This is a genomic window from Nocardia otitidiscaviarum NBRC 14405 (assembly GCF_000308635.1).
Lineage (GTDB): Bacteria > Actinomycetota > Actinomycetes > Mycobacteriales > Mycobacteriaceae > Nocardia > Nocardia otitidiscaviarum.
Genome location: NZ_BAGD01000119.1, coordinates 1 through 24068 on the forward strand (window position 1 = coordinate 1; position 24068 = coordinate 24068).

Genomic DNA, 24068 nt, shown 5'->3' on the forward strand with positions numbered 1-24068 from the left:
GCGCGGCGGCAGCCCCGGCAGCCCGGATTCGTTGCCATTGGAGATGTGGTAGCCGTCGCCGGAGAGCAGCTGTTTCTGCCCGGGCGGCAACGGGATTCGCCGGTACACGTCGGCCTGCGAGGCGACGAAGACATCGTGCCAGCCGCCGGTGATGAAGGTGGGCACGGTGATGGCTTCCGGGTCGGTCTCCCACGCCTGCCGCATGGGGCTGCCGCTGTCCAGCAGTTGCCGGATCTTCGGGCTCAGTGCGTCGATATCGGGCTGGAGGAACACCTCTAGCAGTGCGTCCACGAAGGTGAACGGATCGGCCAGCCGGTCGGCGAGCCACTTCATATCGAAGCGCCCCTGCGCCAGCGCCGTCAGGTCGGGTACCAGCTTGCCGCCGTTCACCCCGGCCAGCCACATCGGCATGAACGCGACGCCGACCGCGCCGCCGGGGGCCACGAGATCACGGAAAGGGTTGCGCGACGGCACCACCGGGAAGATGGCTTTCAGCGCGGGCGGGTTCTCGGCCGCGGCCTGCAACTGATTGAGCCCGGAGTAGCTGACGCCGGTCATGCCGATATCCCCGGTGGACCACGGCTGTTTCGAGGCCCAGTCGATGGTTTCGACGGTGTCCTGCTGTTCGCGCGGCCCGAGCAGATCCCAGATCCCCTGGGAGAAGCCGGTTCCGCGCACGTCCACGACGACCTGCGTGTACCCGGACCTGATCAGGTCGCGGTCCACGGTGAAGGTGCGGATCAGTCCGCCGCCGAGCGCCTTGGTGAGGTCGGTGAGTCCGGAGAAGGGTGTGCCCGTGAGGTCGATGCCGCGCGCCAGTTCCACGATCAGATCGGAGAGCCCCGGAATGGAGAATGCCGAATCCGCGATCATCGAGCCGAGTTTCGTGTACGGCGTGAAGTTCACGATGGTCGGCGTCGGCTCGGCGATGGGCTGCCCGGAGGCGTCAGCCGGATGGTAGACGTTGGCCTTCAGCACCGTGCCGTCGCTCATCGTGATGGGCACGTCCCATTCGATGTAGACGTTCGGATACGGATGTGGCCCGTCATTGGCGTGGGTCCAGGCCGCGCCCGCCGCGCCACCGTCCGGGCCAGTGGCGGCGGGTGCCGCCGCGGCGGTGGGCGACGCGAACGGAAGCAGTGCCAGGGCAGCCAGAAACGCTGTTGCGTACTTGAGCACGAACCGATGCTAAGCCAGACCGTCTGAGACGGATGAGGTTTTGGTTGCTTTCGTGAAACCGCACAAAGCAATCCGGGTGCGCACCCCATTGTGCACACCCGGATCTTTCACACCCGGTCGGCGCGAATCACCAACCGGAGTTTCCGCGGACCGGAATATTGACGAAGCTCGGACGATTCGGGTCCAGCTGCACGTGCTGCGGCAGCAGGCCGGTGTCGATGAGCATCGGCAGAATCGGCAGGCCCTTCGGGAAGTTGGCCGCGAAGACGGAGACGCGCAGCCGGTGTCCGGGCTGGAGCACCGCCTCGGTGGCCGAGAGCGCGATATCGAGGGTGGTCACCTCGCCGGGCACCGCCAGTTCCCGCTTGCTGAGCGAGGTGTAGGCACGCGGATCGGTGTAGTCGCCATTGGCCGAACGGCTGCTGCGGGATTCGTCGACCTGCCGCAGCGAGGCCATGAGCTGGCCCGAGGTCAGCACCGTGGAGGTGCCGTCGGGGGCGACGTCGTTGACGGTGACCGTCCAGTAGCCGTCGACCGAATCCTGCACCGTGTTCAGATGCAGGGCGATCGGACCCGAGATGGTGGTGGCCTCGAGTACCGGCGCGCTGGTGAAGGTCAGCGCGTTGGTCTCCGCGATGCGGGAGTCCTTGGCGCAGCCGTCGATGATGGACAGGAAGCCCGCGGTGGCCTGTGCGGCGTCGTTGGAGCAGATGGTGGTCAACCCCGGGGACACGGTCAGGCGTGCGGTGTCGCCATTGGGGCCGCCGGTGAGCGAACCGTCGTGGACACTGTTGGCGGTACCGCTGATCTGCGACGACAGGTACATGCGCCGATGTTCGGCCCGCTGCTCGGCGGGTGCGGACTCGCCGAAGCCGCCCTGGGTGATCCAGCCGCCGCCCTGCTGCTTGAGGGTCACCGGACCGTAGGCGTCGATGCCGTTGTCGATGCCCTTGAGCCACTTGTCGAACCAGGCGCGCTGCAGCACGTCCAGACGCGGCGGCTGTCCCGGACGGGAGGTCTCCGCACCGGAGGTGATGTGGTAGGTGTTGCCCATCATCAACTGCTTCTGGCCCGGCGGCAGCGGAATCTCGTTGTAGATCTTGGATTCCGAGTAGGTGAACAGGTCGTGCCAGCCGCCGTAGACGAAGGTCGGCACCTGGATGTCGCTCGGATTGCCCAGCCACGCACGGCGTTCCGGAGTGGTGTCGTCGAGCATGTTCACCACGCGCGGGTCGAGATCCTCCATGCGCTGGCTGGTGTAGGCGGAGATCAGCACGTCCAGGTAGGTGAACGGGTCGTTGATCCGGTCCCGCAGCCACTGTTCGTCGAAGCGCCCGTTGGCGATCGAGGCCAGGTCCGGCACCCACTTGAGGCCGTTGATGGCCGACAGCCACAGCGGAATGAAGTTGAAGCCGAAGCCGCCGCCGGGGGCGAGCACATCGTCGACGAGGTCGCTGCCGGGCACGATGGGGAAGATCGCCTGGAGCGCGGGCGGCCGCTTCTCCGCGGCCTGCACCTGGTTGATGCCCGAGTAGGAGATGCCGTTCATGCCGATGCGGCCGTTGGACCACGGCTGCTTGGACGCCCAGTCGATGACCTCGACCGTGTCCTGCTGCTCGCGATCGCGCAGCATATCCCATTCACCCTGGGAGAACCCGGTTCCGCGCACGTCCACGACGACCTGCGAGTAGCCGGACTTGATGAGCTGGCGGTCCACGGTGAAGTTGCGGATCTGACCGTTGCCCGCGGCATTGATCAGGTCGCCGAGTCCGGAGATCGGGGTGCCGGACAGATTGATCTGCCGGAAGAAGCCGAGCAGGGCGTCGGACAGGCCCGGAATGGACGCGGCGTGATCACCGAGGTTCGACACCAGCTTGGTGTAGGGCGTCAGGTTGACGACGGTCGGCGTCGGCTCGCCGATGGGCCGCCCCGAGGCATCGGCCGGGCGGTAGACATTGCCCTTGAGGACGGTGCCGTCGCTCATCGTGATGGGCACGTCCCATTCGATGAAGACGTTCGGATACTGCTGTCCCGCATCGTGTTGCGCGGTCCAGGCGGCTCCGGCGGCGCCGCCGTCCGGACCGGTGGGCGTGGGAGCCGCGGCGGCGGGGATCCCGGTAAGAGGAACCAGGACCGCGGTGGCGACCGCTGCCACCGTGGCCCGTAGCGCGTGCTTCATTGAACGTGATCTACCTCTCGACGTGGGTCGAACGCGAGGCAGTTTATCTACCGACAAGTAAGTTGCAAACCCCGGTTACGGTTACTCGATAAAACGGGAATTTCTGCGGTTTATAGATTCCCGAGGTCGAGGCGCAAATACCTTACGCCGCCGTAGTGAGATTTACGCCACACGCCCTCACTTGCCCCTGACCTGCACCAATAGCGTTTCACAATACCTCGGGCAACGAAAAACGCGTTGCGACCGAATAATTCGGTCACAACGCGTCGAAAATCCGGCAGCGATCGCCAGCCGAACCGTCCTACTTCGCGCCCTGGTTCGCCACCGCGGCGGCACCGGCGGCCGCGGCCTCCGGATCCAGGTACACGGCCGGGCCGACCGGACGCAGATTCTCGTCCAGTTCGTACTTGAGCGGAATGCCGGTGGGAATGTTCAGCCCCGCGATGTCCTCGTCGGAGATGCCGTCCAGATGCTTCACCAGGGCACGCAGCGAATTGCCGTGCGCGGCGACCAGAACCGTCTTACCGGCGAGGAGGTCCTTCGAAATGGTGTCCTCCCAGTAGGGCACCATGCGCGCCACGACATCCTTCAGGCATTCGGTCAGCGGCACCTCGATGCCGTCGTAGCGCGGATCGCCGTCCTGGCTGTACTCGCTGCCCGGCTCGATGGGCGGCGGCGGGGTGTCGTAGCTGCGACGCCAGAGCATGAACTGCTCGTTGCCGTACTGCTCCTTGATCTCCGCCTTGTTCTTGCCCTGCAACGCACCGTAGTGGCGCTCGTTGAGCCGCCAGTCGCGGATGACCGGAATCCAGTGCCGGTCGCAGGCGTCCAGGGCGTTGTTGGCGGTGGAGATGGCGCGCCGCAGCAGCGAGGTGTAGACGACATCCGGCAGGATGCCCTGCTCGGCCAGCAGTTCACCGGCGCGCTTGCCCTCGGCCACACCCTTGTCGGTCAAGCGCACGTCCACCCAGCCGGTGAACAGATTCAGGGCATTCCATTCGCTCTCGCCGTGGCGCAGCAGTACCAGGGTGTACGTCATGGGGCCATCCTCCCACGTGCGGATTCGTTCGCAATCGAGACCCTGGGAGCTCCCCTGTCAGAACGACAGGCAGTTGCCCGGGGCGTCCTCGGCGGCGTCGTAGGCGAGTAGGCCCGCGCCCGCGAGAGTGGCCTGATCGGTGAGTTCCGAGGGCAGTACGTGCAGACCGCAGGTGAAGGTGAGGCGGGCGTGGGCGGCGACGGTGTCCCGCAGCGACCGCCAGAGGTGTTCACCGGATTGCGCGAAACCGCCGCCCACGACCACCAGGTCGGTGTCGAGCAGCGCGGCGGCGGAGGAGATGGCGATCCCCAGTGCGGTGCCCGCGCGACGCAGTGCGGCGATGGCGATCTCGTCGCCAGCCCGCGCGGCGGTGGACAGTTCGATGCCGGTGCTGCCGGTCCAGCCCTGGCGGCGCGCCCACCGCACCGAGGACGGCCCGCTGGCCACGGCCTCCACGCAGCCGAAACCGCCACAGGCACAGGGCTCGTCACTGCCCGGCACGATGATGTGGCCGATGTGTCCGGCGTTTCCGGTGCGGCCGAACACGACTCGGCCATTGCTGATGACGCCGCCGCCGATCCCGGAGGAGACGGTCAGCGCCAGCACGTTCGGAATGCCGCGCGCCGCGCCGAAACGCTGTTCGGCCAGCACCAGGCAGACGCCGTCGATGGCGAAACGGATAATGGCGTCCGGGAACAGCTTCCGGACGGCCTGCTCGAGTTCGAACCCGTGCACCCATTCGGGGATATTGAGCGGGCCGGTGGTGCCGGTGCGCACGTCCACGGGTCCGGCCGCGCCGATGCCGACGGCGGTCACCTCGGCGTCCCCGGCCACGCTGGTCAGCAGTTCCCGGCAGGCTTCCCACACCTCGGCGCGCGGTACCGGAATCCGCCGCACATCCGTGACGACCCCATCCGAATCAACCGTTCCGGCAGCGAATTTCGTCGCCCCGATATCGAGCGCCAGCATCACCATGATCGGCGACCCTACGGTTCAGGACTGTTCGGTGTCGACGAGATGTTCGAAGGCGCGCAGGTTCTTCAGCGACTCCCCGCGCGAGACGCGCCATTTCCATTCCCGGCGAATGGATTCCGCGAAGCCCAGTTCGAGCAGCACATTGAAGTCGGCGTCGACGGCCTCGAGGATCTGCCCGAACCAGCGGTCGAGTTCGTCGGGGGTGACGGCATGTGTGGCCATCCGGCCGACCAGGTAGATATCGCCCAGATTGTCGAGGGTGTAGGCCACGCCGTAGAGGCGGCGGTTGCGCCGCAGCATGAATTTGTAGACGCCCTCGTGGTTTTCGTCCGGCTTACGGCAGACGAAGGTCTCCATCCGCACGCCGTGATTGCCGACGGTGACGATGACATTGGTCTTGAGCTTGCGTTCACCCGGCAGCACCGCGACGAACATGTCCTCGCGCTCGCGCGAGTATTCGATCTCGCGATCGCGCAGCGTGTCGTCGATGAGCCGGGCCGTGGCGAGCGCGGTCTCGGTCATCTGCGCGGTCGGCAGGTTCGGGTCGCTCATCGACGAACTGCTCCCATCCGGCGCCGCCACAGCGCCCGCGATCTGGCCTGATTGCTCTCCGTCGCCACCGTACTCCTGCGCGTACGGGTGTCGCGGAATCCGGCCAGGGCGGCGGAGTAACTGTTCAGCAGACCATCGGCGGTGTGCGCCCAGGAGAAGTTGGCGGCGTGTTCGACCGCCGCCGTGCCCATCTCGCGCAGGCGGGCGGGGGTGTCGAACAGCGAGCGCAGCGCCGCCGCCCAGTCGTCGGTGCGGTGGCCGGGGACGAGCAGGCCGGAGACGCCGTCGCGTACGGCGGTGCCGAGGCCGCCCACCTCGGCCGCGAGTACCGGGGTGCCGCTGGCCTGCGCCTCGATGGCGACCAGGCCGAACGATTCGTTGTAGCTGGGGACGGCCACCAGGTCGGCGGCCCGGTACACCTGCACCAGCCGGTGCGGGGGCTGCGGCGGCAGGAAGGTGACGCGGTCGGCGATGCCCAGGTCGGCGGCCAGGTCCATGAGGGCGTCCGGGCGTTCCAGGCCGGTACCGGAGGGTCCGCCCACGATCAGGACGCGCAGCGGGGTTTCCGGATCGTCGGCGAGGACGCGGGCGGCGGCGCGCACCAGCACGTCGGGGGCCTTGAGGGGCTGGATACGGCCGACGAAGGCGACGATGCGCTCGTCGAGCGGCAGGCCGAGTTCGATGCGGGCGGCGGTGCGGTCGCCGGGGCGGTAGCGAGTGAGGTCCGCGCCCGGCAGCACCACGTCGATGCGCTCGGGTTCCGCACCGTAGAGCTGCACGAGTTCGCGGGCTTCCGCGCCGGTGTTGGCGACCAGGCGGTCGGCCTCGGCGACGATCTGCTTCTCGCCGATCTCCCGGGCGGCCGGTTCCGGGCAGTCGCCCTCGGCCAGGTGCAGGTTCTTCACGGCGGCAAGGGTGTGCGCGGTGTGCACCATGGGCACCCGCCAGCGGTCCCGCGTCAGCCAGCCGACCTGGCCGGACAGCCAGTAGTGCGAGTGGATGAGGTCGTAGTGCCCGGGCTGGTGCCGCGCCTCGGTCCGCAGCACCTCGGCCGCGAACGGGCACAGCTGTGTGGGCAGGTCGTGCTTGTCGAGCCCCTCGAACGGTCCGGCGACCACATGGCGCACCAGTACGCCCGGCGCGGCCTCGACCGCGGGCTCGTCGTTGGAGGAGGTGGCGCGGGTGAAGATCTCCACCTCGGTGCCGCGTTTGGCCAGCTCGATGGCGGTTTGCAGGACGTAGACGTTCATGCCCCCGGCGTCACCGGTGCCGGGTTGGGCGAGTGGCGAGGTATGCACCGACAGGACGGCAACCCGATTCGGCCGTAGGTCGCTACGTTGACTCACCACTCACCCAGTGTGCACGCGCGGGAGGAGGGGTCGTACATGAGTTACCCCACCAAGTGACCGGGGTCACAAGGTAATTCGAGAAGGGTGGTTGACCGAAATCGGCTACGCGAGACCTTCGACGAACTCGGTGACCTCGGCGGCGAACCGCTCCGGATCCTCCACGAACAACCCGTGCTGCGCGTCGTCCCAGTAGGAGGTGCGCACGTGCGGGGCGGTCTCCGCGATATAGCGGCCGCTCTCGATCGGCACCACCGGGTCGGCGGTGCCGTGCATGACGAAGACCGGGATGTCGAGGGTGCGCAGGGTGTCGGTGTTGTCGGTGGTGCGGTAGAACAGGGCCTTGCGGACCCGCGGCAGTGTCGCCAGGCTGCCGCCGAACAGACGCTGCGCGTCCTCGCCCTTGTCCCGGCCGGGTCCGGTGTTGGCATTGCCGAAGGCGGCGAAGCCGCGCATGGCGCGCCCGGCGCTGTCCTCGAACACGTCCGGGATGGCCTTCTGCATGGCCGGGCCGGGTTCGGCTCCCGGGACGCCGCGACCGATTCCGGCCAGTGACCCCGTGTAGATCAGGCCCGCGACCGCGCCGGTGCCGTAGGTGGCGACGTAGTCGGTCTGCACGATGCCGCCGTAGGACCAGCCGAGCAGCACCGCGTCCCGCTCGATGCCCTCGCCCGCCAGTACCGCGGCCACGTCGGCGGCCCAGTTCTTCGGGTTGTCGTAGCCGCTCTCCGGCGCGCCGGAGTACCCGTGCCCGCGCAGGTCCACGGCGATCACCCGGTACCGCTGCGCCAGCAGGTCACCGGCGCGCCCCCAGCAGCGCAGGTTTCCGGCCCATCCGTGCAGCAGCACCAGCGGCCGCGCGTCGTCCGGCCCCTCCGCCCGGTACACGATGGTCGTCCCGTCCGCGCTCACCACTTCACGAATCGCCATACCCGTCAGGCTAAACCTTTCCGAGTGGAGCTACCGACCGGAATGTTCCGGATGGGTGCGGCTTAAGCTCGCACTATGAGCAGCACTCGCACCGCCGTCGTCACCGGAGCCAGCTCGGGCATCGGGGAGGCCACCGCCCGCGAACTCGCCAAACAGGGCTACCACGTGTACGTGGGCGCCCGCCGCGTCGATCGGCTGGAGAAACTGGCCGCGGAGATCGGCGGCACCGCCCTGCCCCTGGACGTCACCGACGAGGACTCGGTACGCGCCTTCACCGAGGCGGTCGACTCCGTGGATGTGCTGGTCAACAATGCCGGTGGGGCGAAGGGTTTGGCGACCGTCGCGGACGCGGATCTCGACGACTGGCGCTGGATGTGGGAAACGAATGTGCTGGGCACGCTGCGCATGACGAAGGCGCTGCTGCCGAAACTCATCGCCTCGGGTGACGGCCTGATCGTCACCATTACCTCGGTGGCGGCGTTCCAGGCTTACGACAATGGTTCCGGCTACACCTCGGCCAAGCACGCGCAGGCGGTATTGCACCGCACCTTGCGCGGCGAACTGCTCGGCCAGCCGGTCCGGCTCACCGAAATCGCGCCGGGCGCGGTGGAAACCGAATTCTCCCTGGTGCGCTTCGATGGTGACGAGGACCGGGCCGCCGGTGTCTATCGGGGCATCGATCCCCTTGTCGCCCAGGACATCGCGGAAATCGTCGGCTTCGTGGCCTCGCGCCCGCCGCATGTGAATCTGGACCAGATCATCGTCAAGCCGCGGGATCAGGCCGAGGCGGGCCGTTTCGCGCGCCGTTCCTGACACTCGACCGCCCGGAACACGAAAGGGCCCGAACGCGAAAGAGCCCGGAATCGTTCGTCGATTCCGGGCTCCGTTTCGATCCGCCGCCGCCTCGTCAGGCGCGTGCGGATTCCACGCTCTGTTCCGGCCGCGCCTCGTCAGGCACGTCGGAATTCACTCGATCAGGGCAGCACCTGCGGCACCGACTGCGGCGACACCGCGCCCACCAGCAGGCCGATAATGGTGCCGGTCATCGCGCCGTGCACGGCACCGGCGAGTGCGCAGGCGGGCGCGGCGACGCTACCCGCACCGGGCACCAGCAGGCAGGCGGCGGCATTCGTGGCGGCCGAACCCACTGCACCGGCGGCCGCACCGGCGGCCGCGCCATTGGCCAGCGGATCGGAGTTCTGCGCATTCGGATCGGTGGCGATCTCGAGCGGAATTCCACCCGAAATCTGCTGCACGGCAACCGGCTCCGGCACAGCCGTCTCAGCCGACGCCACCCCGGCTCCGGCGAAAATCGCGCTCACCGCGACCGCCCCGATAACAGCCTTGCGACCGGCATTCTTGAAAGCCCGACGGACCATGTCCTAACCCCGTTTCTCCCCGACTCCGAGTGCGAAATGCCTCGGTTTGAATTGAACGTCCAACTTCTATCCGAAGGGTCCGACAAGTTCAAACCCGTTCCAGTTCAACGCGGTGAAGACCGATCGGTCGAATAGATCAACCGAAACCCTCTGCCCTGCACGGCAAATGGACATTCACACCAAGTCGCACCACGCTAGTATGACGAAGATCTCATTTGTTCGATCTGGCGAATAACGGTCCGGCGGAAGTGCAATGGTGCGTATCGAATGTTCCACCCGCCTGAGAGAAGGACGTATGTGCTCACCGCGGATTGTCCGCGCCGCTCACGAGGCGGCCGACAACCCTCGGCTCAGCAGGCGGGCTTGGCTCGGTGCCGCGAGTGCGGGAGCACTGGCCGCGGTTTCCGCGATCGGCTCCGTCCAGGCGGCTCCGAATATCTCGGGCCGCGTGGTCGATCTGACGCATGTGCTGACGCCGGAACTCCCCGTCTGGCCCGGCAATCCGCCATTCATCTCGGTGCCCGTGGCATGGCACGACCACGGCGGATTCGGTCAGAACGCGCTGGCTTTCTGGGAACATACGGGCACCCATATCGACGCTCCCCTGCACCGGATGCGCGACGCGGCGGCCGTGGACCGAATCCCCGCCGACGACCTGGTCGCTCCCCTGGTGGTCGTCGATATCGAGTCGAAGGCTTCGACGGACCCCGATGCGGTGCTCACGATTTCCGATATCGAGGAATGGGAGTCGCGTCACGGCCGCCTTCCCGACCGCGCCTTCATCGCGATGCACTCCGGCTGGGAGCACCGGCTCGCCACACCCGGCGCGTTCCTGAACCTGGATGCCGAAGGCCGCCCGCACGCGCCCGGATTCGACACCGCCGCAGCAGAATTCCTGGTGACCGAGCGCTCCATAGTCGGCGCGGGCGTCGACACCCTGAGCCTGGATCCTGGCGCGAGCCGTGAATTCGGCGCGCACACGGCCTTTCTCGGCGCGGGACGCTACGGCGTCGAAATGCTCGCGAACCTGGCCCGGGTGCCGGTGTCCGGCGCGACCGTGGTCATCGGCGCACCCAAACACGCGGGCGGCACCGGCGGCCCATGCCGGGTGCTGGCGCTGACCTGATTCGCGCCGTTCCGCTTCGTCAGGCGGGCCGGTCCAGTGAAAGACCGTGCCGGAATACCGTATTCGGATCCCACTCGGCCTTGATCCGCCGCAACCTCTCATAGTTGTCGCCGTAGTAGAGCGTGTACCAGGGCACCCCCGACGTGTTCCAGTACGGATCCGCCAGATCCGTATCCGGATAGTTGATGTACGCACCCCCGTTGGCCGCATCCCGCACCGGCACCCCACCGGTCTCCACGTACAGCTCCCGATACATCTCCCGCGCCCACGCGACGAACCGCTCGTCATCCCCCGGCGAGCGCCACGCGGCGTGAATCAGCATTTTCATGAACGAGTCCCGCGCCGGAGTAGCCGTCGCATCCGCCGCCACCGCATTGACAGCCCCACCGACCGGCAGGAATTCCACCTGCGATTCCCCGAGATACCGCACATCGCTGAGATACCGGTACAGCACCCGCAGTTGCTCCTCCGAGTACGCCCGCCGCAGATACCCCGACCGCGCCTTCACCCGAAACCCCGGCATCCCCTTGGCGTAATAGATATTCGCCAGCGTCTCCGCATACGAGGCCCGCGTCACCGGCACCACCACCGGCCCCGGCATCACCCCCGCTGACAACGCCGCCACGAACTCATCGAACATCGCCCCCGCATCCGCCCGATCCCCATCGAGCAATACCAGCACATCCGACCCCACCAGCCCCGGCTTCAAATGCAGCGGCGCATACAACCCCGCGAACCGATCCCCCGGCTCCCGATGCTCCTCGAAGAACGCGAGATAGTTCCCCACGAACCGAACGAACGACTCCTCGGTCGCAATCGGCAACACGATCCGCGTAGTCACCATGCTCCCCGGAGCCATCGGCAACGCCCGCCTGGCGTCTCCCCCATCAGCATCCGCCGACCGCATCAAATACCGCGTCACCACCCCGAAATTCCCACCGCCCCCGCCGGTATGAGCCCACCACAGATCGCTGTGTGCCCCGTCCCGAGTCGCCACGGTGACGGAAGCCCGCCCACTCGAATCCACGGTGACAACCTCCACCCCGTACAGGTGATCCGACACCAGCCCGAACCGCCGAGACAACGGCCCATACCCACCCCCGGCAATATGCCCACCGGCCCCGACCCCCTGACAGATCCCCGCGGGCACCGTCACACCCCAGCCCCCGAGCAACCGCTCGTAGACATCCCCCAAATCAGCACCGGCACCCACCGAAAACGCCCGATGCTCCGCATCCCAATAGACGTCCCGCACCCGCCCCAAGTCGATAATCCCCTGCGTCCCCAGGTTATCCACAAAGTCCTCGAACCCATGCCCACCCGACCGCACGGCCACCCGCAACCCCTCATCGACCGCCCGCTCAACCGCAACCCGCACCTCATCACCACCACTCGGCACGAATATCCTCTCCGGCCGAGCAGTGAACCGCCGGTTATACCCCCGCCCCACCAACCGCCCGTACTCGGCATCCCCCACCCCGACCACCCCGGGCTCCCCAGCCCGAGCCACCGAAACCCCCAGCGCCCCAACAGCGGTACCAACAGCAGACGCAGCAAGAAACCGCCGACGAGAAACCGACACGAACCTCTCCCTCCAGGCGACTTCCACACGGTCACCCGGGACAGTAGCGTCAAGCCCACTACCCCGCCGCACCGACACGGCACCCACATCACGCCCAGACAGTGCCCCCGTGCAGCAATCCACAACCGGCCACAGAGTCCTCACACTGCTATGCACACTCGCCGGCACGATCCTCATAGCACTCGCCGCCGCTTCCGCCGGAAACCGCGCACTGTTCCTCGCCGAATCGTCCACCGCACAGGGAACCGTGGTCGGCTTCGCAGGCAGCGCGAGCCGAAGCGGCAAGTCCCTACTGGTCGAATTCACCACGACAAGCGGCAAGCGCATCCGCATCGAAGGCGGAGTCTCCGTGACGTCTCGGGGCCACACACACGGCGACGCCGTCACCGTCCGCTACGACCCCCAGCACCCCAACCACGCCCTACTCGACGCAGGCTTCCTCAGCCTCTTCTACCTTTGCGAGTCCCCTATTCTGTTCTCCCGCCGCGCGGTCGGATTGTCGCCCCGACTCCCGGAGCATCCAGGCCACCGCCCACTTGGCCATGTGGTGCTCCACCTTAGGCTGTGCATCCGGGATGTGCGCAGTCGGCGGGTGAGCCGAATGGCGGTGCGGCTCTACACCCCGGAGCTGCCCGCTCGGCCGTGGTGGCTGTTCCGGTTGATTCCCGAGGAATTCAGTCGTTGCCGATAGCCCGGTCCACCGCGACGGCGACCAGTTCGCGCGCCCGTTGCTCGCTGAAAATGCCGGGGAGGGTGAGGCGTTCGAGAATGAGCCAGTTGAGGGCGAGGTAGAGCAGGAGCACCGTGTCCTCGTCGCCGGGCATACCGGAATCGAGATGGTTGCGGATATTGAAGTCGATATCGGCGCGCACCCGCTCGGTGAGCAGGGCCTGGAGTTCGGGGCGGCGGGTGGATTCCAGGCGCAGTTCCAACTGGGCGATATAGCCGGTGCGGAAGTTGGTGATGCGGTCGACCACTTCGGTCATGAGCTCGGTGATGGTTTCCCGCGTGCGCGGGGCCTGGGTGAGCTTGGCCATGGTCTCGTCGCTGGGTATCAGACGCTCGTAGTAGCGGTGGCCGACCTGAACGAGCAGGTCGTCGCGGTTGGTGAAGTAGTTGGAGGCGGTGCCCGCCGGGACCGCCGCCTCCTTGTCGACGGCACGGAAGGTGAGGCCGCGGGCGCCGTCACGGGCCAGGACCTCGATCGCGCCGTCCAGCAGCGCCTGTCGACGTTCGGGATTGGTGCGCACCACCTGGCATCACTCCGTTCGAAATGCACTCCGGATTAAAACACTACAGTCAGAGTACAACATGCGGAGCGGTAGTTGGTGTTCAGGTCAGGCGGATGCGCAGGGTTTCGTACGTGGGGATGAATACCTTTCGGCGATAACGTCTTTCGACGATCTCGAAGGGACGTCCGGCGGCGGTGAGAGCGCGCAGCAGGGCCGACAGCTCGGAGTGCACCAGCTGTGCGCCGAGGCACAGGTGCCGACCGCCGCCGAACCAGAGCTGACGGGTTGCGGGGACATAGTCGCGGTGCACCCGGAAATCGCCGACGGCATTGTTGATCGACCAGGTCAGGATCTTGACATGCTCGCCCGCGACGAGGCGACGCCCGGCGACCTCCACATCGGCGGTGACCGAACGGCCCACCAGGTAGGCGGGACTGGTGACGCGCAGGGTTTCACGCACCGCATCGGGCACTCGGTCCGGCGCGGCCAGCAGGGCGTGCTGCTCGCCGCTGTCGTGCAGCAGCGCGACCATTCGGCCCATGGCGCTGGCCAGGGTGTCCGTACCCGCCACCGCCATGAGAATGGCCAGCCCCGAGGCGTGTTCGACCGGCAGACCCAGCTCCCGGCAGCGGCCCAGGGTGGTATTGCCGTCGGCGCGCTCGTAGGCGGCGGGGACCGAGGCGGACAGCTTGGCGGCCAGGGTGCGGGCGCGGTCCAGCGCTACCGGATCAAGGGTGGTTGACGCCATGGTGCCGATGCCGAGATTCACCAGTTCCTCGACATGTTCGAACAGCACCCGGAACGGCTCGTCGGCATCGCCGTCGAGGGTGCCGTCGGTGAACAGGGCGGTGATGTCGGCCGGTCCCATACCGACCAGATCGGAGACGCTGCGGCCCACCAGCACCCGAGCGCGTTCGGCGATATCGACCGTGCGACCGGCGGCCAGGTCCGTCCCGAGCTCCCGCAGGGCCGGGCCGATCACCCGTTCGACCAGGTCTTCGGTGTGCCTGGCGGTGAAGAGGTCGCGGACCTTGTCGCGCAACTCGGTGTGGCCGGGCCCCTCGAAGAGATCCTCCACCCAGTCGCCGATCACCTGCGCCCACCAGTGCCCGGCGGCTCCCTCGGAGACGATGCTGAAGTGCGCGTGATCGTTGTAGATCTGCCGGGCCACCGCCGGATCCGCCACGAACCAGCCGAGCTTGGGCACCTTGCGGATGGGGCGGGCCAGCCGGCCGGCGAGCAGCAGCGCGGGCAGCCAGGGCTGACCGGCGGCGAGCAGAGCCAATTCGTGGCGCTTGGCGGTATCCAACATCGATCCTCCCGCGGTGCAATGTCGTTCACATCACACATCTGACCTGAGAATTTTTCAAAACCGAAATACACACACTGCTACGGTCGCCCGCAACCGATCACTGTCTGGAGCCGAACATGGTGAGATCGCGCATCGAAGCGGTGGGATCGACACTGCCCGACAACGAAGTGACTACCGCAGAGCTTATGCGGCAGCTGACCATCGACAACCCCATCGACCTGGAACGGGTGAGCGGCGTGCGCGCCCGCCGCACGGCCGGTGCGAATGAGGACTCGTTCACCCTCGCGGCCGACGCCGCACGCGACGCGCTCGCGAATTCCCGCTACGACGCCGCGGATCTGGATGTGATCATCTCCTGTTCGATCACCCGCATCCGCGACGGCGACTTCACCCTCGAACCCTCCTTCGCGCTCATGCTGCGCAACGAGCTGGGCGCGCACCGGGCCGTGCACTTCGACGTCTCCAATGCCTGCGCGGGCATGCTGACCGGAGTGCTGGTGTTGGACAGGATGATTCGGGCCGGGATCGCGCGGCGCGGACTGGTGGTGTCCGGCGAGAACATCACCCCCATCGCCGATACCGCCGTGCGGGAGATGTCGGAGAAGTACGATCCGCAGTTCGCCTCGCTCACCGTCGGCGACGCGGGCGCGGCGGTGGTGCTCGACGCCGACGGCGGGGCCGACGAGGGCATCGAATACATCGAACTCAATACCAGCGCCGCCTTCGCGGGCCTGTGCCTCGGGATGCCCAGCGATCGGAGCCCCGGAATCGCGCTGTACACCGACAACCGAGCCATGCACAACGAAGCCAGATATTTGCTGTGGACCACTCGGCAGCAGGATTTCCTGCGCGAACGCGACAGCGGCTTCGGCGCCGAGGGCTACGACTATCTGATCCACCACCAATTCAGCGGCCCCGCCGTGGAATTGATCAACAAGATCGCCGAACGGGAATTCGACGCCGCCATGCCACCCGGATTGTTGGTCCTCGACAAATATGGAAATACCGCGTCCACATCACATTTCGTGGTGCTGCACGACGCGCTGAAACAGGGACGGCTCACCGGCGGCGCGAAGGTGCTGATGGTGCCCGCCGCCTCCGGTGTGGTGGCGGGGTTCCTGTCGGTGACCCTCGGCGAACTGCGGGTGGGATGACCATGGGCATCGTGATCTCCTCGGTGGCCGCGGTCTCGGGCCGCGGCGGCTCCATCGAGCAGGCGGCGCTGGCCGCGAAACAGGCCATCGATCGGGCCGGGACCACGCCCGACCACATCGACGCGCTCATCAATGTGGGCGTCTATCGGGACGCCAATATGGTGGAACCGGCCATGTCGGCGCTGATCCAGCAGCAGGTGGGCATCGGACTGGAGTACGCCAGCGGGGATGTGCCGTGCCTGAGCTTCGACCTCATGAACGGGGCCTGCGGGGTGCTCAACGCCGTGCAGGTGAGTCAGGCGCTGGTGGAATCGGCGGCGGTGCGGCGGGTGCTGATCGTCTCCGGCGACGCGCATCCGTCCGGATCCGCCGAACCCGTCGACGGATTCCCGATCACGCCGGTCGGGGCGGCGCTGCTGCTCGAGAAATCGGACGGCCGGGCGGGATTCGGCAGTCTGCACGTCGGGGCGACGGAGGAGCGGCCGCAACCGGTGGGATTCGTGAACCTGCCGCGCATGGGCACCACCGGACGCTCCACCATCGTCGTCGACCGCACGGCGACCACCGTGGACGCACTGCTCCAGCACGCCGTGGAAGCGGCGCTGGCCGCGGTGGAGGTCGACGATATCGACATCACCCGCACCGTGCTGGTGTGCGGGCGGCCCACCCCCGACTTCCCGGAACTGCTCGCCGAACGACTCGGCCTGCCCACCGGAGCCCTCTGCGCGGACAGCACCGAGGGCGACGCACACACCTCCGCGCTGCCGGTCGGCTACCTGGCCGCGCGCGAGGACGGCATGCTCGACGGCCAGCAGGCCGTGCTGTTCGTGGCGGCGGGTGCGGGGCCGACCGCCGCCGCCATCACCTATCGGCTGGGGTGAGATGCGCGACCATGCGGGTCAGCACGGATAACACCGACCGGACGGCACGCGATTTCGCCCCTGAGTGCGTTCCGCATCGGGGCGCCGTCGCCGGACCACGGGAGGGGTCATGAGCAAACTCTGGGTGATCGTGCCCGCCTACAACGAGGAATACGGCATCGGGGCCACCCTGGACGCGCTCGCCGCCCAGCGCGACCGCGACTTCACGCTGGTCGTGGTGGACAACAACTCCACCGACGGCACCGCGTCGGTGGTGAAGGACTTCGCCGCCGCGCACCCGGACATGCGCATCGAGATCATCGACGAATCCCAGAAGGGCACCGGAGCCGCGGCCGACACCGGCATGCGGCACGCCATCGCCTCGGGAGCCACGCGGCTGGCCCGCACGGACGCCGACTGCATACCGGCCTCCGACTGGACCGCACGCATCCACGCGGGCTTCGACTCCGGGCTGCGGCTGATCAGCGGGCAACTCATACCCCGCACCGACGAGGGGGTGAGCTGGGCCGACCGCAATGTCATCCGCTTCGCACTGGAGGTGGCGTCCGCCTTCGGCAAGTTCCGGCCCGGGAATCAGGACCCGCGCTACCTCGGGCCGTACGTGATGACGCCCGGCTGCAATATGGCCATCACCGCCGAGCTGTACGAGGCGGCGGGTGGATTTCCGCGCACGGCCATCGAGGAGCTGCACGAGGATCGGGCGCTGGTCAACTCCGTGCGGATGATTACCACCGAGTACGGATTGCGCAGGGATGTCCGGGTTTTCGGCTCCAACCGGCGGGTGCGGGCGTGGGGTATCCGCAAAACGCTCGCCTGGTACGCCGATCACCGGTACAAGCCGGAGCTGGTGGACATTCGGTGAGCGACGGTCCTCGCGATTTCCTCGAGCTGCTGCGGGAGCGGGCGCGACGGCACCCCGACGCCCCGGCGCTGGGCATGGTCGGCGCCCGGCCGCTCAGCTACGGCGAACTCGACGCACTCATCGGAGGCGTAGCGGAGCGGTTGCACGCCAATGGGTTTCGTCCCGGCGACCGGATGCTGTTCTCCATCCGCCCCTGCGTAGACGCGGTGGCGCTCATCTTCGGCACCATCGCGGCCGGGGGAACCATCGTCTTCGTCGATCCGGGTGTGGGGCCGGAGTTGTTCGCGCGACGGCTGGATATCGTCCAACCCACCTGGGCGGCAACCGAATCCCTGCTCCACCTGCTGAGCGGACCGCTGCGCCGGATCGGGCGGGCGCGAGGGCTGGAGCTGCCCGCCTTCGGACGGCTGCGGGTGCGGCATATCCACAGCGGCCCGCGGTTGCCGGGGACGCCGGGGGCGTCACTGCCGCTGCGACGGCTGCTGCGCCCCGGTGCGAGCGATTCGGCACGGCGGCTGGATCCCGACACCGATGCGCTGATCGTCTTCACCTCGGGCACCACCGATGACCCCAAAGCCGTTGTGCACACCCGTGGTTCGCTCGGGGCCGGGCTGGCGGCCATGGCGGGGCGGTCCAGCCTCGGGCCGGGGGCGCATCTGCACACCGAACAGCTGATGATGGGTTTGCCCGCGCTCATGGCGGGGGCGCACTGGTCGCTGCCGCGCTATCCGCGCTTCGGCACGCATATCGACCCGATCGAATTCACCCGTGGGCTGGATGCGGCGACGCACGCCTTCTTCACGCCCGCCGATTTGGCGGTGGCGCTCACCGCCATCGAATCCGGAACGCTGGCGGCACCCACGCTGCGGGAGGTGTCGCTCGGTGGGGCACCGGTGACCACCGCGCTGCTGCGCCGGGCACGCGCCGCGCTGCCCGGCTGCGAATTCCTCGCCATCTACGGCATGACCGAGATCCTGCCGGTGGCGGTCACCACCGGGACGGCCAAGCTGGCCTACGACGGTGCGGGCGATCCGCTGGGCGCACCGGTCAGCGGTGTGGACGCACGGGTGGCCGACGACGGTGAGCTGATCCTGTCCGGACCCAACCTGTGCCGCGGCTACCTCGGCGAACCACCGCTGACAGAGGTCCGCACCGGCGATCTCGCGCGCATGGACGGCGACACCATCGTGCTGGTCGGCCGCAAGAAGGACATGATGATCCGAGGAAAGACCAATATCTATCCCGGACTGTACGAACCCGTGATCGCGCGGGTGCGCGGCGTGCGGCAGGCGATCATGGTCGGACTGCCCGACGAGATCGGGGACGAGCGGATCCTGCTCGCCGTGGTGGCGGACGGGGACGCGACGGCGGTGCGGGAGCGGCTCGCGCGCGAACTGCCCCGGCTGATCGACACGTCCGCGCTGCCCGACGAAATCGTGATGGTCGACGAGATCCCGGTGGGCGGGCGCACCCGCAAGCCCGACCGCGCGGCACTGCGCGCGCTGCTGCGCGGGTGACACCGCGAGCATGACGCCGCTGGGCGTAGCGGGCAGATACACACGGCGCGCCGATGCGGGGGCGCGCCGACCACACCGGACGCACGAGGACGGTGGCGGCACAGCTCCGCCCCGGCCGGTCTCCCGGCGCGTCCGCGCAAACGGACCGGCGCCCGCCGCACATGGGCCGCCGCGATCCGGGCCACCGCACCGGGGCTACGGCCCGGTGCGAAAGTCGCGGTGCGGCTTGGCTACCCCACCCAGTCGGCCAGGGTCGTAAGCACCAGGTCGGCGAAGCGTTCGGCCGACTCCGGGGACAGCACGCCGTCCACGTAGCAGAACTCGAGACTCATTTCGTCGTGCGCGGTGGCCACGGCGACGGTGAGGGCGCTGACGCAGGAGTTGCCCGCGGCGACGGACAGGCCGCAGGTGCGCCACTCCCCCGGCGCGGGCGGGAGGTCGACGCGGCCGAGGTTGGTCACCGAGACATTCCACGGGGCCCGGCGGTCGATGAGTTTCACCACGCGCCAGCCGGATTCGAGAGACTTCGGGGTGCCGTAGCGCATCCCGGCGACCGTGGCGAGGTGCCGACGCTGGCGAACCTTGCGGTCGAGTTGGCGGTTCACCGAACGCGCCGCCGACCAGAGCGAGCGACGCGGGCCGAAGGGCACGAACGTGGTGAGAACCGGTGCGTAGATACCGAGTTCGTCGGCGGACGGGACGGGGGTCAGCTGCTGCCGGAAGTCCACCGGGGAGGCGATGCCCGTGCAGCCGCTGCGCTGGGGGCGCATCGTGTGCCCGATGGCGTGCGCCACCGCGCCGACCAGTGCCCCGTGCACCGTCACTCCGGCGGCGCGGCACTCCGCCGTCAGCGCGGCGAGCCGCCGCGCCTCCAGCACCCGGCGCACCGTCCGGGTCCGTCGATCCGGCAACGGCACGGGTCCGGCGCCGGTCAGCAACCGCGGGCGGCGCACGAGCGCCACCACCTGATCCGCGAGGGTTGTGAACAGGTACCGCCAGATCCCCCGTGCCGCAGGCGGAATGAGGTTGTCGGCCGGAGGAAACGGTGGACGCGAAGTAGTCGGATGCCATGTCACGGAAGATCCGGTGGCGGGTGCCGGGGGTGAGTGACCACGCCATGCGGGGCCGGATTCCGCCGCGGTGGGCGAGACGCCGCTCGACGCCGCTCCCGGCGCAACGGGTCCGGCCGCACCGGCGCTGTGGGCTCCAGGCTCGGTCGACGCGGACTCGGTTGACGCGGACTCGGAAGTCGCGGGGTCAGGTTCCGGGTTTTCACACGCCCCGCCGTCCGCCGCGTAGTCGATCAGCTTGCGCAGCAGGGTGATCAGGGAGCGGCCGTCGAGGAGTACGTGGGAGACGGTCAGCAGGATGTCGTGGTGTTCCGCCGGGGTGCCGACCGCGTGCACGATGTCCACCGCCCGCGCCAAGCCGGTCGCGGTGTCGAAGGGTGCCGCCAGTTCGGCGTCCACCGCGGCTCGCCAGAGCTCGGGGTCGTCGGTCTCCACGCGGCGCACGGGGAGCCGGGGGTCGGCCAGTGGGACGAAGCGCGGGGCGAAGGCCGCGCCGTGCTCGACTCCGACTCGCAGCAGCGGGTATTCGGCCAACAGCGCCGCGGCCGCGCGCTCCAGTCGGTCCGGTGCGATCCGCCCGTGCACCCGGATCCGCCCGATGCAGTTGGACGGCGAGATGCGGTCGATGATCCAGAACCACCGCTCCGACGGGCTCAATGGGCGTACTACCGCCGATCCCGCAACGATCACGGGCCCTCCTCACTACCGCGTCAACGGTAGTCGGCGGGCCCGCGATCAGCAGGTCGAACGACCAGGGCTCAGTTGGCGCGCGGCGGGCCGGGCGGCACCGGAGTGGCCGAGACGGCGGGCGCGGGATCGCCCTGCAACGCCGACATGCTCTTCCAGGTGTTCCAGTCGATGGTCCAGTCGTAGATGTCGCCGTCGGCCGCCGACAACTGGATGCGGGTGCCGGTCACCTCGACCGGGTCGCCGTAGAGCGCGGTCGGGAAATACGCCTGCGCGTCCGCCGGGCTCAGATTGATGCAGCCGTTGGTGACATTCGTATTGCCCTGCGCCGACAGCGATTCCGGATTCGCGTGGATGAACTCGCCATTGTTGGAGATGCGCACCGCCCAGCGCTCCCGCACGTTCTCGTAGTACGGCGGATTCGACATCATGAAGTCCTCGTACTTCTCCGTCACCACGTGGATGCCGGAGCGGGTGACATTGCGGTCCTCATTGCCCTCGCCGTAGCTCACCGGGAAATCGAAGACCACCTGGCCGTCGCGCACCACCCGCATGCGGTGGCTGGGGGCGTCGGCCTTGACGATCTGGGCGCGGCCGATGCTGAAGTTCGAGCTCATATCGGCCGCGCCGTACGCGCCGTCGCCCATATCGATGCCATACAGCTTGGCCTGAAGGTCCACCGTGGTGCCGGGCGTCCAGTACTCGCGCGGACGCCAGTGCGCGCGGGAGCCGCCGTTGTCGTCCGGCAGCCACGCCCACGAGCCCTCCACGCCGGGATCGGTGCTGACCGTCATGGCCCGCTCCACCGCCGCCTTGTTCTCGACATGCCTGCTGAACTGCACGATGATCGGCGCGGCGATGCCGACCTGCTGGCCGTCGCCGATATTGATGGTCGCCGACACCGTCGACTGGGGTTGCAGCGTGGTGAACTTGGCGTCGATCGGCACCGGCTTGCCGTCGGTGCCGGTGGCGGTGCCCGACCAGCTGTAGGTGACGCCATAGCCGAGCGGCTCGGTCACCGTGAACGCCGTGTGGTCGGCATTGAACTCGCCGGTGACCTGTTTGCCGTTGGGGTTGGTCAGGGCCACCTGGTCGATGCGGCCGCCGGCCACCGAGACCGAGACGGGTGCGGTGGGGTTGACGTCGTCGGCGCCGTCGCCGGGGTCGACTGTCACCTTTGCGACGGGGCCCGCGGGGGCCTGCGGGCCGTCACCCTTATCCGATGAACATCCGGCCAGCAGCGCGACCGCGGCGAGAAACGCGGTCAGCACCGTGGCCACTCGTCTGGCGGATCCTCCTCGATTGCTCACTTACGCCAAGTTACCCCTCGATACGGCGTGCTCCGGGCTACGCGGACCGTGGGGAACGCCACCCCGTCAGAGGGTCAGGCCGACGGTCACCGGCTCCGGTTCCAGGCGGATGCCGAAGCACTCGGCCACACCGTCGCGGACCGTGCGGGCCAGCGCGACCACATCCGACGCCTTGGCCGCACCGCGATTCGTCAAGGCCAGGGTGTGCTTCGTGGACAGCCGTGCCGGGGCCGACTCGTCCGGGAATCCCTTCGCGAAACCCGCGCGCTCGATGAGCCAGCCCGCCGAGAACTTCACGCCGTCCGGGGCGGGATAGGTGGGCACCGCCACATCCGGACCCACCCGGGCGGCGATCGCCGCACGCACCTCGTCCACACGGGCGGCGGGCACCACCGGGTTGGTGAAGAACGAGCCCGCGCTCCAGGTGTCGTGATCGGCCGGATCCAGCACCATGCCCTTGCCCGCGCGCAACCGCAACACCGCCGCGCGGACGTCGGCGGCGGGACGGGACTCACCCTCCTCGGCGCCGAGGGCGGCGGCCAGCTCGCGGTAGCGCAGGGGTGCGCTGGAACCGTCGGCACGCAGGGCGAATTCGACGGCCAGCACGACCGCGTGATCACTGTGCTTGAGCACCGAGGTGCGATAGCCGAAACCGAGTTCGGACGGCTGCACCCAGGCGATCTCCCCGGACGCCCGATCCAGCAGCTGGACGCGGGTGAGCAGGCTCGCGACCTCGACGCCGTACGCACCGACGTTCTGCACCGGCGTCGCACCAGCGGAACCCGGGATGCCGGACAGGCATTCGAGACCGCCGTACCCGGCGGCGACTGTCGCGGCGACCACGGCATCCCAGTTCGCGCCCGCCTCGGCGATCACGCGCACCGCATCGCCCCCACCCGCCGTATCGGACCCACCGTCCGTGCCCGCCTGGATTCGCACGCCCTCGGTGGCGATCCGCACCACCACACCGGGGAATCCTTCGTCGGCGACGAGGAGGTTCGAGCCGCCCGCGACCAGCAGCACCGGGATGTCGGCGGCGTCCAGGGCGCGGACCGTCGCCACCAGCGCCTCCGTGCCGGCGCAATCCGCGACGGGGGCCGGGCCGCCCACCCGCAGGGTCGTCAGCTCCGCCAGCGGTACCGCGTCGCGCAGTCGCGCGCCGGTCGTCGCCAGCATGTCCCGCAGGTGCTCGAACGGCACCACCCGAGAAGTACGCACAGGCACAGACGGTAGCGTGTCCCCCCATGGCGACACCTCTGGCCTTCACCGGGCGCTCCGCCCACTCCGCCGCGTCCGTACGCGCGGCCTTCGCCAATGAGCAGTATTGGAAGGACCGCGTCGAGCAGGTCGGCGGCGTCAACGCGCGCATCGAATCCATCGCCATCGACGGCGAGCGGGTGCACGTGGAGCTCGTCCAGACCATTCCCCCCGCGGACCTGCCCGCCCAGATCACCGCGATCAAACCGGACGGGCTGGTCATTCCGCGGACCGAGGTCTGGAACGGCTCGTCGGGCACCTTCACCGCGCGGGTCGACGGCGCGCCCGCCGAGGTGAGCGGCACCCTCACCCTCAGCGCGGACGGTACCGGCTCCACCTACGTGGTCGACGGCAACATCGAGGTCAAGATCCCGCTCTTCGGCCGCAAGATCGAAGCCGCCATCCAGGAGAACCTGAGCGACCTGCTGGTCCGCGAGGCCGAGTTCACCGACAATTGGCTGTCTTCGCACTGACCGCGGCTATCCGCCGGTAACCTCAC

General features: G+C 68.3%; 22 protein-coding genes and 1 pseudogene. 8 read left to right on the forward strand and 15 right to left on the reverse strand.

The genetic code is table 11. The features are described 5' to 3' along the window. From ON31_RS27030 to ON31_RS27060, 7 genes are all read right to left on the reverse strand, one after another. The coding region (locus ON31_RS27030; RefSeq protein ID WP_039817623.1) for a CocE/NonD family hydrolase at window positions 1-1179 on the reverse strand (1179 nt) is incomplete at its 3' end. Window positions 1180-1306: 127 nt separating this feature from the next. Next, window positions 1307-3358: a CocE/NonD family hydrolase gene (locus ON31_RS27035; RefSeq protein ID WP_039817624.1), complete on the reverse strand. Its 2052-nt coding sequence runs from the start codon at window positions 3356-3358 to the stop codon at window positions 1307-1309. A gap of 301 nt (window positions 3359-3659) precedes the next feature. Continuing rightward, window positions 3660-4397 (reverse strand): phosphoglyceromutase, encoded by a 738-nt coding sequence (locus ON31_RS27040; RefSeq protein WP_039817626.1) that lies wholly within the window; start codon window positions 4395-4397, stop codon window positions 3660-3662. Between the two features lie 57 nt (window positions 4398-4454). Further along, window positions 4455-5372 (reverse strand): ROK family protein, encoded by a 918-nt coding sequence (locus ON31_RS27045; protein ID WP_039817627.1) that lies wholly within the window; start codon window positions 5370-5372, stop codon window positions 4455-4457. An 18-nt stretch (window positions 5373-5390) separates the two neighbouring features. After that, the gene (locus tag ON31_RS27050) at window positions 5391-5924 is read right to left on the reverse strand and encodes a type III secretion system chaperone family protein (protein WP_228808949.1); all 534 of its coding nucleotides are present in this window, start codon (window positions 5922-5924) and stop codon (window positions 5391-5393) included. Further along, window positions 5921-7270, reverse strand: a complete 1350-nt coding sequence (mshA, locus tag ON31_RS27055; protein WP_370450444.1) for a D-inositol-3-phosphate glycosyltransferase — start codon at window positions 7268-7270, stop codon at window positions 5921-5923. Before mshA ends, ON31_RS27050 begins: the two co-directional genes overlap by 4 nt. Window positions 7271-7375: 105 nt before the next feature. Then, window positions 7376-8200, reverse strand: a complete 825-nt coding sequence (locus ON31_RS27060; RefSeq protein ID WP_039817629.1) for an alpha/beta fold hydrolase — start codon at window positions 8198-8200, stop codon at window positions 7376-7378. Between the two features lie 75 nt (window positions 8201-8275). Between ON31_RS27060 and ON31_RS27065 the strand changes: the two genes are divergently transcribed. Beyond that, complete coding sequence (locus tag ON31_RS27065) at window positions 8276-9013, forward strand: SDR family NAD(P)-dependent oxidoreductase (RefSeq protein WP_039817630.1); 738 nt, start codon at window positions 8276-8278, stop codon at window positions 9011-9013. A 161-nt stretch (window positions 9014-9174) separates the two neighbouring features. On the opposite strand, the gene ON31_RS34920 is transcribed toward ON31_RS27065, so the two are convergent. Beyond that, window positions 9175-9579: a hypothetical protein gene (locus ON31_RS34920; protein ID WP_051037798.1), complete on the reverse strand. Its 405-nt coding sequence runs from the start codon at window positions 9577-9579 to the stop codon at window positions 9175-9177. Window positions 9580-9874: 295 nt separating this feature from the next. Between ON31_RS34920 and ON31_RS27075 the strand changes: the two genes are divergently transcribed. Beyond that, window positions 9875-10705 (forward strand): cyclase family protein, encoded by an 831-nt coding sequence (locus tag ON31_RS27075; protein ID WP_039817632.1) that lies wholly within the window; start codon window positions 9875-9877, stop codon window positions 10703-10705. A 19-nt stretch (window positions 10706-10724) separates the two neighbouring features. On the opposite strand, the gene ON31_RS38220 is transcribed toward ON31_RS27075, so the two are convergent. Together ON31_RS38220 and ON31_RS38225 are read right to left on the reverse strand one after the other, a co-directional pair. Continuing rightward, window positions 10725-11492: a BBE domain-containing protein gene (locus tag ON31_RS38220; RefSeq protein WP_255222274.1), complete on the reverse strand. Its 768-nt coding sequence runs from the start codon at window positions 11490-11492 to the stop codon at window positions 10725-10727. A 246-nt stretch (window positions 11493-11738) separates the two neighbouring features. Continuing rightward, window positions 11739-12464 (reverse strand): annotated as a pseudogene (locus ON31_RS38225) (FAD-binding protein); the annotation flags it as partial. Here ON31_RS38225 and ON31_RS27085 point away from each other — a divergent pair. Continuing rightward, entirely contained in the window at window positions 12397-12978 is a 582-nt protein-coding gene (locus ON31_RS27085) for a DUF3592 domain-containing protein (RefSeq protein WP_081592766.1), read from the forward strand. The pseudogene ON31_RS38225 and the gene ON31_RS27085 overlap by 68 nt on opposite strands. Here ON31_RS27085 and ON31_RS27090 read toward each other — a convergent pair. Together ON31_RS27090 and ON31_RS27095 are read right to left on the reverse strand one after the other, a co-directional pair. Further along, a complete protein-coding gene (locus ON31_RS27090) occupies window positions 12962-13540 on the reverse strand; it encodes a TetR/AcrR family transcriptional regulator (protein ID WP_039817635.1) in 579 nt (192 codons plus the stop codon). The genes ON31_RS27085 and ON31_RS27090 overlap by 17 nt on opposite strands. 79 nt (window positions 13541-13619) lie before the next feature. Continuing rightward, entirely contained in the window at window positions 13620-14831 is a 1212-nt protein-coding gene (locus tag ON31_RS27095; RefSeq protein WP_039817636.1) for a cytochrome P450, read from the reverse strand. A gap of 185 nt (window positions 14832-15016) precedes the next feature. On the opposite strand from ON31_RS27095, the gene ON31_RS27100 reads away from it, so the two are divergent. From ON31_RS27100 to ON31_RS27115, 4 genes are all read left to right on the forward strand, one after another. Next, on the forward strand, window positions 15017-15985 hold the full coding sequence (locus tag ON31_RS27100) for a 3-oxoacyl-ACP synthase III family protein (protein WP_306306431.1): 969 nt from the start codon (window positions 15017-15019) through the stop codon (window positions 15983-15985). Then, window positions 15982-16866 (forward strand): beta-ketoacyl-[acyl-carrier-protein] synthase family protein, encoded by an 885-nt coding sequence (locus ON31_RS27105; RefSeq protein ID WP_039817638.1) that lies wholly within the window; start codon window positions 15982-15984, stop codon window positions 16864-16866. The genes ON31_RS27100 and ON31_RS27105 overlap by 4 nt, the downstream gene beginning before the upstream one ends. A gap of 109 nt (window positions 16867-16975) precedes the next feature. Continuing rightward, complete coding sequence (locus ON31_RS27110) at window positions 16976-17728, forward strand: glycosyltransferase family 2 protein (RefSeq protein WP_039817639.1); 753 nt, start codon at window positions 16976-16978, stop codon at window positions 17726-17728. Further along, window positions 17725-19245 (forward strand): class I adenylate-forming enzyme family protein, encoded by a 1521-nt coding sequence (locus ON31_RS27115; protein WP_039817640.1) that lies wholly within the window; start codon window positions 17725-17727, stop codon window positions 19243-19245. The genes ON31_RS27110 and ON31_RS27115 overlap by 4 nt, the downstream gene beginning before the upstream one ends. A gap of 230 nt (window positions 19246-19475) precedes the next feature. Here the strand turns inward: ON31_RS27115 and ON31_RS27120 are convergent, their stop codons facing one another. The 3 genes from ON31_RS27120 to ON31_RS27130 form a co-directional block, all read right to left on the reverse strand. Beyond that, a complete protein-coding gene (locus ON31_RS27120) occupies window positions 19476-21005 on the reverse strand; it encodes a phthiocerol/phthiodiolone dimycocerosyl transferase family protein (RefSeq protein WP_147287006.1) in 1530 nt (509 codons plus the stop codon). Window positions 21006-21073: 68 nt separating this feature from the next. Beyond that, entirely contained in the window at window positions 21074-22282 is a 1209-nt protein-coding gene (locus ON31_RS27125; protein ID WP_063821577.1) for a L,D-transpeptidase, read from the reverse strand. A gap of 96 nt (window positions 22283-22378) precedes the next feature. Next, entirely contained in the window at window positions 22379-23488 is a 1110-nt protein-coding gene (locus tag ON31_RS27130; RefSeq protein WP_081592768.1) for a UDP-N-acetylmuramate dehydrogenase, read from the reverse strand. Between the two features lie 68 nt (window positions 23489-23556). Between ON31_RS27130 and ON31_RS27135 the strand changes: the two genes are divergently transcribed. Beyond that, window positions 23557-24042 carry a DUF2505 domain-containing protein gene (locus ON31_RS27135; RefSeq protein ID WP_039817644.1) on the forward strand — a complete coding sequence of 162 codons (486 nt, stop codon included), beginning with the start codon at window positions 23557-23559 and terminating at the stop codon, window positions 24040-24042. Window positions 24043-24068 lie beyond the last annotated feature (26 nt).

What these genes read in the sequence shown, in the direction of transcription:
- ON31_RS27035 (WP_039817624.1), bottom strand. Translation starts at nt 3,358, where the DNA reads ATGAAGCACGCGCTACGGGCCACGGTGGCAGCGGTCGCCACCGCGGTC.
- ON31_RS27040 (WP_039817626.1), bottom strand. Translation starts at nt 4,397, where the DNA reads ATGACGTACACCCTGGTACTGCTGCGCCACGGCGAGAGCGAATGGAAT.
- ON31_RS27045 (WP_039817627.1), bottom strand. Translation starts at nt 5,372, where the DNA reads ATGGTGATGCTGGCGCTCGATATCGGGGCGACGAAATTCGCTGCCGGA.
- ON31_RS27050 (WP_228808949.1), bottom strand. Translation starts at nt 5,924, where the DNA reads ATGAGCGACCCGAACCTGCCGACCGCGCAGATGACCGAGACCGCGCTC.
- ON31_RS27060 (WP_039817629.1), bottom strand. Translation starts at nt 8,200, where the DNA reads ATGGCGATTCGTGAAGTGGTGAGCGCGGACGGGACGACCATCGTGTAC.
- ON31_RS27065 (WP_039817630.1), top strand. Translation starts at nt 8,276, where the DNA reads ATGAGCAGCACTCGCACCGCCGTCGTCACCGGAGCCAGCTCGGGCATC.
- ON31_RS34920 (WP_051037798.1), bottom strand. Translation starts at nt 9,579, where the DNA reads ATGGTCCGTCGGGCTTTCAAGAATGCCGGTCGCAAGGCTGTTATCGGG.
- ON31_RS27075 (WP_039817632.1), top strand. Translation starts at nt 9,875, where the DNA reads ATGTGCTCACCGCGGATTGTCCGCGCCGCTCACGAGGCGGCCGACAAC.
- ON31_RS27095 (WP_039817636.1), bottom strand. Translation starts at nt 14,831, where the DNA reads ATGTTGGATACCGCCAAGCGCCACGAATTGGCTCTGCTCGCCGCCGGT.
- ON31_RS27100 (WP_306306431.1), top strand. Translation starts at nt 15,017, where the DNA reads ATGCGGCAGCTGACCATCGACAACCCCATCGACCTGGAACGGGTGAGC.
- ON31_RS27105 (WP_039817638.1), top strand. Translation starts at nt 15,982, where the DNA reads ATGACCATGGGCATCGTGATCTCCTCGGTGGCCGCGGTCTCGGGCCGC.
- ON31_RS27110 (WP_039817639.1), top strand. Translation starts at nt 16,976, where the DNA reads ATGAGCAAACTCTGGGTGATCGTGCCCGCCTACAACGAGGAATACGGC.
- ON31_RS27130 (WP_081592768.1), bottom strand. Translation starts at nt 23,488, where the DNA reads ATGCTGGCGACGACCGGCGCGCGACTGCGCGACGCGGTACCGCTGGCG.
- ON31_RS27135 (WP_039817644.1), top strand. Translation starts at nt 23,557, where the DNA reads ATGGCGACACCTCTGGCCTTCACCGGGCGCTCCGCCCACTCCGCCGCG.